Origin of the sequence: Zarconia navalis LEGE 11467 (assembly GCF_015207075.1) — a bacterium.
Lineage (GTDB): Bacteria > Cyanobacteriota > Cyanobacteriia > Cyanobacteriales > Geitlerinemataceae > Zarconia > Zarconia navalis.
The window spans coordinates 1-9,045 of record NZ_JADEXN010000177.1 but is presented as its reverse complement, the minus strand read 5'-3'; the positions used below and the strand labels follow the sequence as shown (position 1 = coordinate 9,045).

General features: G+C 51.4%; 7 protein-coding genes. 6 read left to right on the top strand and 1 reads right to left on the bottom strand.

The window, feature by feature from the left end; translation table 11 throughout:
* The 5 genes from IQ235_RS11075 to IQ235_RS11055 all read left to right on the top strand — a co-directional run.
* On the top strand, positions 1 to 252 hold a 252-nt coding region (locus IQ235_RS11075; protein WP_264321525.1), incomplete at its 5' end, for a tetratricopeptide repeat protein.
* Positions 253 to 398: 146 nt separating this feature from the next.
* A complete protein-coding gene (locus IQ235_RS11070) occupies positions 399 to 1,991 on the top strand; it encodes a hydantoinase B/oxoprolinase family protein (RefSeq protein WP_441373261.1) in 1,593 nt (530 codons plus the stop codon).
* 1,116 nt (positions 1,992 to 3,107) lie between these two features.
* The gene (locus IQ235_RS11065; RefSeq protein WP_264321524.1) at positions 3,108 to 3,650 is read left to right on the top strand and encodes a PEP-CTERM sorting domain-containing protein; all 543 of its coding nucleotides are present in this window, start codon (positions 3,108 to 3,110) and stop codon (positions 3,648 to 3,650) included.
* A gap of 160 nt (positions 3,651 to 3,810) precedes the next feature.
* A complete protein-coding gene (locus IQ235_RS11060) occupies positions 3,811 to 5,382 on the top strand; it encodes an NF038122 family metalloprotease (RefSeq protein WP_264321523.1) in 1,572 nt (523 codons plus the stop codon).
* A 268-nt stretch (positions 5,383 to 5,650) separates the two neighbouring features.
* Positions 5,651 to 7,015: an NF038122 family metalloprotease gene (locus tag IQ235_RS11055; protein ID WP_264321522.1), complete on the top strand. Its 1,365-nt coding sequence runs from the start codon at positions 5,651 to 5,653 to the stop codon at positions 7,013 to 7,015.
* Here the strand turns inward: IQ235_RS11055 and IQ235_RS11050 are convergent.
* Positions 6,953 to 7,195 carry a hypothetical protein gene (locus IQ235_RS11050; RefSeq protein WP_264321521.1) on the bottom strand — a complete coding sequence of 81 codons (243 nt, stop codon included), beginning with the start codon at positions 7,193 to 7,195 and terminating at the stop codon, positions 6,953 to 6,955. The two genes, IQ235_RS11055 and IQ235_RS11050, sit on opposite strands and share 63 nt — an antisense overlap.
* A 110-nt stretch (positions 7,196 to 7,305) precedes the next feature.
* Here IQ235_RS11050 and IQ235_RS11045 point away from each other — a divergent pair.
* Positions 7,306 to 9,045: filamentous hemagglutinin N-terminal domain-containing protein (locus tag IQ235_RS11045; RefSeq protein ID WP_264321520.1), on the top strand; the 1,740-nt coding region annotated here is incomplete at its 3' end.

Here is a 9,045-nt window from a genome sequence, read left to right as displayed (position 1 = left end):
CTCCAAATCCTGGCATTGGGCGTGACCAACTGCCTCGCCGAAACCGAACGGCTGGGAACCGAATCTGATATTCCCTTACCGCAACAGCCAACCGACTACGCCGAAGCGATCGCCTGTTACCAACAAAATATCCAGTTCGCAAGGCAAGTGGGGGATGCAGCGCGCGAAGGTTACGCCTTGCACAACCTCGGCGTTGCCTACCACGCCACCGGCTATTACAACCGGGCGATCGAATTTCCGGCCCGGCATTAATTATCGAAACCACGGGAACCAATTCGATCGAACCGGGTTGGGAAGCTACCCTCACTCAACACAATCATCTGGTTTTATCGAAAGTTGCCACAGCTACCTCGCAAAAACAACACATCGAAAAGTCCAACGAAATCGTCGATCCGGTGATGTTGGAAATCTTCAATAATTTGTTTCGATCGATTGCCGAACAAATGGGAATTGCCCTGCAAAATACGAGTACTTCCGTCAATATTAAAGAACGCCTCGACTTTTCTTGTGCCATCTTCGATCGGGATGGAGAACTCGTTGCCAACGCCCCCCACATTCCCGTCCATTTAGGGTCGATGAGTGAAAGCATTCGCAGCTTAATTGATTCGATCGATTCTGCCGCATCTTCTAACACCCTCAATCCCGGCGATGTCTTCGTTCTCAACAACCCCTACAACGGCGGCACGCATCTCCCGGACATTACTGTTATTACCCCCGTTTTCGCATCCAATTCACTTCCACACTCTCCCCTCTCTAATTCAATTCCGAATTCCGAATTCCGAACTCCGAATTCTCCCATTTTCTACGTTGCTTCTCGCGGACACCATGCCGACATTGGCGGTATCACCCCCGGTTCCATGCCACCGAATAGCAAAACGATCGATGAAGAAGGGGTATTAATCGATAATTTCAAACTCGTCGATAGCGGCAATTTCCAAGAAGATAAATTCCTCGAATTGCTCGATTCAAATGCCTATCCTGCCCGCAATCCCCAACAAAATATCGCCGATATTCAAGCGCAAATTGCGGCAAATGAAAAAGGGACGCGAGAACTCAAAAACATGGTTTCTGACTATAGCTTAGAAACCGTGCAAGCCTATATGAAATACGTGCGCGATAATGCCGAAGCTTGCGTGCGAAATGCGATCGCCGTCCTCAACGATGGCGAATTCACCTATCCCCTAGATAGCGGAGATCGCATCTGCGCGAAAATCGACATCGATCGCCCCACTCGCAGTGCCAAAATCGATTTTACCGGCACATCTGCCCAACTCGCCACCAACTTTAACGCCCCCGCAGCCGTCTGCAAAGCCGCCGTCCTCTACGTCTTCCGTACCCTCGTCGAAGACGACATTCCCCTGAATGCCGGTTGTCTCAAACCCCTCGATATCGTCATCCCCCCCGGCTGCCTCCTCAACCCCCAACCCCCGGCTGCGGTGGTGGCTGGGAACGTGGAAACCTCCCAAGGCATCACTGACGCGCTATATGGCGCACTGGGTATCCTGGCGGGTTCTCAAGGGACGATGAATAACTTTACCTTCGGCAGCGATCGCTATCAATATTACGAAACCATCTGCGGCGGTTCCGGCGCGGGGAAAACCTTTCACGGCATCGATGCGATACAGACCCACATGACAAACTCCCGCCTTACCGATCCAGAAGTCCTAGAATGGCGCTTCCCCATACTTTTGGATGATTTTGCCATTCGCCCCAATAGTGGCGGCAAGGGGCTATTTTGCGGCGGAAATGGGGTGGTGCGTCGCCTGCGTTTCCTTGAGGCGATGACGGCGGGGATTCTTTCGAGTCATCGCATCGTTTCCCCAGCCGGATTGCACGGTGGCGGTGATGGTGCGTTAGGGAAAAACTGGGTAGAACGATCGTCTGGGGCGATCGAAGAGTTGGCTTCCACGGCAACGGTACAGATGCAGCCGGGAGATACATTTGTTATCGAAACCCCAGGTGGCGGCGGGTTCGGTTCGGCGAAGATTTAGCCTTACGCCAGCACCGTTGCGTCAATACGAGAAACCGCGCAAAAAACGAGACTCACTCTTGTCTTTTACTGTATAATTACTTACACTATGAAAGGGTGAGTTCAATTTTTAACTTGGATAAGCGTTATTAAATTCCAAGTCACTTCGATGGTTTTCGCTAGATTTAGCATTCATAAAACCATCAAGTTATAAAGGAAAGCATTGATTTATAGCGTTTTTCACATGGGTAAAGTGCAAGATTAAAAAATTGAGGTTATGGGGACAATGTTTTTACCCCTTCTAGATATACCTCATGCGATTGAGAACCGCTATAAAGATAATTTGAACCCGCTTAAATTTTCACAAGTTTTTCATAATTTATCGGTATGGTTTTAGGACGTCAGTAGATTTGCGGAAAATCTATTTGCGTATGTCTGAGTCAGTTGCTCTATTGCATTTTTTGCACGTTATCCAAAGCAGTGAGCTGACGATCGCGATCGAGAACGACGCTAGAGATGTCTGCAAATCGATTTTTCCGGTTTCTGCCGGAAGGTTCTGCGTGCGATAACTTGTCGCTGTTGAGTCTGATTCGATCGTCACAATCGAATCGATTTGTACGATCTAACTCGATGGTGAAATTGCTCGACAGACTCCCAAAATTAAGTCAGTCACCGCAACTTAGAGTACCGAAGAAATTGAAAAGCAATGAACACTCATCTTCATCTTAAGGTTGTTGTTCGCAGCGGACGAGCATCTGTCTGGGAATCAGAACGAGCTGCACCGTACTTATGTAGACCCGACGTTCTCCAGTCGCAACACCATGGAGAATACATGAAGAATATATGAAGAATGACCTCAGAGCAAAACTGAGAGCCAAAATTACATTGTTCGAGAATGACATCATTTTGATGCGGCGATTGAGTAGATGATGCTCGGATTCATCGTCGATTTAGAAATAATTTCTAAACTTTTTATCTTCTTCACGTTTACCAAAATATTTTCATTCATATAATTTAATATAATTCAATTATAAACAATTTAAAGCAGCCTTAGTTCAAAATTCTGTAAAAGCATGCCACTTTCACAGATTGTAGTGACCTAAAAGGTCAAGCAAGCAACTTTTTAGAGGTGAATTCGATGAATACAAACACTTACATGAATCAGAGGGAAGACCCAGGGAAAACGAAACAACTCACATCAACCCTTCGAAAGCAGCACGCACAAACTGATTATCTCCAGACCCTGCATCATAGATATCGAAATCGGCTGACAAAGCTAGTCAAAACAGCGCCTAAATTGGCGATCGCCCTGACCGCACTGTTGAGCGAACCCGCTCCCGTCCAAGCCGCATCATTTGACTTCACCTACGCGCCGGGAACCACCCTCGAACAGATGCTCGGCTTTGAAGTGGCGGCTAACGTGTGGTCGAACTTTTTGGTCGATGATGCGAATGTGAATCTATTCGTCGAAGTGGTGGATTGGTACAAGTTACCCCCCTTCGTCGTCGGTGGTTCTTGGCAATCCGGACTGTGGCAAGAGTTCCGGTGGCAAACTTTACCCACAGAAGCAATGCAAGCCAACACTCAGTCCGTCCCAGAACCCACCTCGACAACAGGACTATTAGGCGTGGGGTTGTTGAGTTTCGGTCTCCGGTTGAAGCATCAGCGTCGGCAGCTTTAGCTGCTAATTGTCTCGAAATTTGCCGATCGGGAGATATTCGGACGTTCATGTCTGAATTCGGGGATAGATATCGAGACCAGAAGCGTGCCACGTTCGCAGCTATAACGTTCTTTTCGATGTTAACGGATACGTCAAGCAAGTCTACTAGGGGTCACAGTCAATGAATACAAAAGTAACCACGAGTCTCGATCGGGACAACCCAAAACTCGAACAACTGAGTGCAAACGTTCCACGATCGCCGTTACAAGCGAAAGAGAGCCTGTGCCATAAGTATCGCAATCGGATGGCGCAACTGATGAAAACCGCTCCCAAACTGGCGATCGCCCTAGCAGCATTGTTGAGCAAACCCGCTCCCGTTGAAGCTGCATCTTTTAACTTTACCTACGCGCCAGGAGCCACCCTCGAACAGATGCTCGGCTTTGAAGTAGCCGCCAACGTGTGGTCGAACTTTTTAGTGGATGATGTGGAGGTGAATTTATTCGTCGATATCGTGGATTCGAGCCTACTACCCGCGAATGTCGTCGGTGGTTCTTTACCTGGGGTGAATCCAGGGTATGACTACGGCGAGTTTCGGAACGAACTGTACGCCGATCGCACCTCAAACAACGATTGGACGGCTTATTCTAACTTAAACCTCTACACCTATCAATCCGGAGCCAACGACCCCTACGCCGATCGATATCGCGTAGCCTTCGAGCGGGGCAACAGCTATTGGTACAACAAAAATCTGACCCTCACCAACGCGAATGCCAAAGCCCTGGGATTGAGACCCACCCACGACAATGCCATGGATGGCTACATCGTCATGAGCGATCTTTCGGACCACTTGTTGGTGGACTGGGACTACAACTACCGCCGAGATAGCTCTGCTCCTTGGTTTTCCCTGGACTATGCCAGTGTTGCCATCCACGAGATCGGTCACGCCCTGGGATTTATTAGCGGTATCGATTCGGCTTTGGTGCGTGAAGCGAGCGGAACCTTCGAGCAAAACCTCGATCGCCTATTTCGGACAACTTCGCTGGACTTATTCCGCTATAGCAAGTGGAGTAAGAACAAAGGATGGCTCGACCTTGCCGTGGGTCCCAAGTCTTATTTATCTATTGATGGAGGACGCACAGCTCTGGCTGACTTTTCTCGGGGCAATAAAAATTTTGGACTGGGGTCTGACGGTTTCCAGGGTAGCCACTGGAAACAGCAAGGCAACGAAATTGGCATTATGGACCCCCTGATTTTCTTGGGGGAAAGGCCAGAGGTGCAAGCACCCGACTTGCAAGCCTTCGATATCATGGGTTGGGATTTGCGATCGGACTTGCGCGATGGCATTTCCAGCTCGGAATTGAATCTCAATTGGTTCGATCTGACTTCTCAAGCGGAACAGCGATTGGCAAACAGCCTGGGTATTTCCGTCGCTGACTTGTTCGCCAACTCTACCACTTGGGCCAACAGTCTGACCAGTTGGGTGGATACAGATAACGACAGCGTAGACGATCGCGTCGAACAGATGCTCGAAAATAGCGAAGTCTATAACTGGTGTTGGATTCTTTGCGGTGGTAGCGGTGGTGGTTCTTGGCAATCCGGACTGTGGCAAGAGTTCCGGTGGCAGACGTTACCCACAGAAGCGATTCAAGCCAACGCGCAATCCGTCCCAGAACCCACGTCTACTACTGGATTTTTAGCCTTGGGCGTGTTGGGTATCGGTTCTCGACTCAAGCGTCGGAGTCAGCCGCTTTAACACCTAACTGTCTCGAAGCATGCCGTTTTCATCGCAGCAAAGTCCCATGAGGGACGAACAAGTCACTTCTAAGAGTCAACAAGTATGAGTTTAAACGCGGGTATGATTTCTAAAAATTCCGATCGCAGCCAAGTAAAAATGAAGACGCACATCTCAAATCATTGCGATCGACAAGCGCGGGTTACAGACTGTCCTAGCCCACACCATCAGTCTCGAAAGTGGCTGGCGCAACTGGTAAAAATTGCACCGAAACTAACGATCGCCCTAGTTGGGCGAAGCCACTCCCGCTCAGGCCGCATCCTTTAACTTCACCTACGCGCCGGGAACCACGATGGACCAAATACTCGGCTTTGAAACGGCTGCCAACGTGTGGTCGCAGTTTTTAGTCGATGATGTGGAAGTCAATTTGTTCGTCGAAGTTGTAGACTCGAACCTGCTACCCGATTACGTCATCGGCGGTACGATGCCGGGGCTGCAATCGAATAGCTACTCGCAGTTTCAGAACGCACTGTATAACGATCGCACCTCCAACGACGATTTTCAAGCCTATGCCAACCTAGATACTACCGGGTTGGGTGGAGAATATGGTGGGTACTTGGAAACCAATACTTGGTCTAACGATACCCTCACCCTCACCACGGCTAATGCCAAAGCACTCGACTTGAGACCCTCTGACGATAGTGCCATCGATGGTTACATCCTCATGAGCGATCTCTCGCAATACTCAGTGAACTGGGACTACAATACCCGCCGTCATCTTCCCACACCTCAAAACTCCCTCGACTATGCCAGTGTCGCCCTTCACGAAATCGGTCACGCTCTTGGGTTTATCAGCGGGATCGATTCGGCTGTTGTGACTGAAGCCCAGGCTACGATGCAGGAAAATTTCGATCGGCTCGCTCGGACGAACTCCCTAGATATGTTCCGCTACAGCAACCGCAGTTATCAAAGCGCGCAACTCGACTTAGGTGTCGGTGCTGACTCCTATTTCTCGATCGACAGCGGCACCACCCCCCTGGCGTACTTTTCGACGGGAACGCAAGATTTCGGATTGGGAAGCGACGGTTTTCAAGGCAGTCACTGGAAGCAACAAAGCAGCACGCTCGGCATTATGGACCCCCTGCTTTCGGTCGAACAACGGCGGCATCTCAAAGACTTCGACGCGCGCTCTTTAGATATTATCGGCTGGGATTTACCCTCGTACTTGCACGATGGGATTGCCTCGTGGGAACTGCAACTGATTTGGTACGACCTGACTTATCAAGCCGAGGCGCGACTTGCCAATACTCTCGGTCTTACCCCGTGGCAGTTCTCGGTCGCCAATCCCGACGTATTGGCGCAAAGTCTGACCAGTTGGGTGGATACAGATAACGACGGGGTGGACGATCGAGTCGAACAAATGCTCGAAGATAGCCAAGTCTACAACTGGTGTTGGAGTAATTGCAGTGGTAATAGCGGTGGCTCTTGGCAATCCGGACTGTGGCAGGAGTTCCGGTGGCAGACTTTATCCACGGACGATCTCCAGGCCAACGCGCAGGCCGTCCCAGAACCCACCTCGACAACAGGACTCTTAAGCCTGGGTTTGTTGGCGATCGGTTCCCAACTCAAGCGTCGGCGTCAATCGAACGGATAGAGCGTTTCGGCGAATTCCTAGAGCCATTCTCCCAATGGCTCTAAAAACGGTTTTGCGTTCGGTAATCGATCGCAAACCGTACCGTAAAATATAACAGTCGCCATATCGGTTAGAACACAAGTGACCGTGGGCTTCGGAGGTAGGGGAGGCAGGGGGAGGAAAGACCACGGGTAATGACATAATGGTGCGGCGTTGCCCGCACCTGCCCCGGCGGTTGCTATAAATCAGTTCAGCTCAGCGCCCCAGCTCGACCGTTATCAATTACTCGTTAATTACAGGGAATCGATTGTATGAATCCAATCGCCAAGTTTCTCGATCTACCGCGCCTTTCTTGCCAACCTTCGGCTTTTTCGATCGCCCTGCTTGGCGGCCTAACACTATTTCCCTTGGGGGCATCGGCTCAAATTATTCCCGACACCACCTTACCGAATCATTCGATCGTCACCCCCAACGGCAACATCAGCGAGATTACCGGGGGAACGACCGCAGGCGGCAATCTCTTTCACAGTTTCGAGGAGTTTTCTTTACCCACGGGCGCTGAGGCGTTTTTCAACAACGCCCTCACCATCGACAATATCCTCACACGCGACACCGGAGGATCGATTTCCAACATCGACGGCTTAATCCGTGCCAACGGCAACGCCAACTTTTTTCTACTCAATCCCAACGGCATTCTCTTGGGTCCCAATGCAAGGCTCAATATCGGTGGTTCCTTTTTCGGCTCGACGGCCGATAGCCTTCAGTTCGCCGATGGGGGCGAGTTTAGCGCCACCAATCCCCAAACCTCTCCCCTACTGACCGTCAGTATTCCCATCGGTTTGCAATACGGCTCGAACCCCGGTGCGATCGCCGCCCAAGGCACGGGGAACAATCTCTTTCTCGACGATCCCTTCGTCATTCGCGTTTTCCGACCCGACGGCTTCCAGGTCGCCAACGGTCGAACCCTCGCCCTGGTTGGTGGAGATCTATCCCTAGAAGGAGCAAATCTCACCGCTAGAGACGGGCGGATCGAACTCGGGAGCGTTGGGGGTGGCAGCTTTGTGGGCATTACGTCCGCGAACCCCGGCTTGGCCGTGAGTTATGACGGGGTCGAGAACTTTCAGGACATCCGCTTGTCCCAAACGGCTTCGGTGGAAACCAGTGGGAATGGTGGAGGGACGATTCGAGTTCGAGGGCGTAACGTTCTCGCCAGTCAAGGTTCGGCAATCTTAGCCGATACCCTGGGCGAGGGGGCGGGGGGAAGCCTGGTCATCCGCGCCTCTGAATCGATCGAACTCACTGGAACTTCTACCTTTACCCCACCGCCTACCGAGACGGAAACCTTCGAGCCGTTTCCCTTTAGCACTCGCGTTTCCACCGATGTGGGTCGGTTCCCCGGCTCAACGGGGAATGGGGGAACCTTAACCCTCGAAACCGATCGCCTGCGGGTGGCCGATGGGGCGCAGGTGTCTACCGGCACGTTCAGTACCGGGAATTCCGGCCGGTTAGAGGTGAGGGCACGAGAAATCGAACTGAGCGGTCGCGTACCAGAAGTGGGGCTGAGCGGTTTATTTGCCCCAGTTGCCCCCAATGCAACCGGTAACGGAGGTCTTATCGATATTCAGACCGAGAATTTGCAAATTACCGGCAGGGCAATCTTGTTTGGAGGAACGTTTGGACTCGGAGATGGGGGTGACTTGCGAGTGGAAACCGATCGCTTGCAACTGACCGATGGAGGGCAAATCTCGACCTTGACCTTCAGTGCTGGAAATGCCGGAGATATCGATGTTCGGGCTAGCGAGGTAGAACTAGCGGGTGGAGCGCCAGGGGTAGGACCGAGCGCTTTCTTTGCCAATGTGGAAGCGGGTGCCACGGGTAATGGAGGCAATATCCTAGTGGAAACCGATCGCTTGCAGATTTCCGGTGGGGCGCAGATTACCGCCACGACTTTAGGAGAAGGAAATGCTGGGCAATTAATCGTTCGGGCTGCGGACATCCAACTGGCGGGAACTTCCCCCAGTGGCAATTCCAGTGGTTTGTTCGCGACAGTC

Bases quoted from the DNA above. Each gene is read 5' to 3' on its own strand.
- IQ235_RS11070 (WP_441373261.1), top strand. From the start codon at position 399: ATGTTGGAAATCTTCAATAATTTGTTTCGATCGATTGCCGAACAAATG.
- IQ235_RS11065 (WP_264321524.1), top strand. From the start codon at position 3,108: ATGAATACAAACACTTACATGAATCAGAGGGAAGACCCAGGGAAAACG.
- IQ235_RS11050 (WP_264321521.1), bottom strand. From the start codon at position 7,195: ATGTCATTACCCGTGGTCTTTCCTCCCCCTGCCTCCCCTACCTCCGAA.
- IQ235_RS11060 (WP_264321523.1), top strand. From the start codon at position 3,811: ATGAATACAAAAGTAACCACGAGTCTCGATCGGGACAACCCAAAACTC.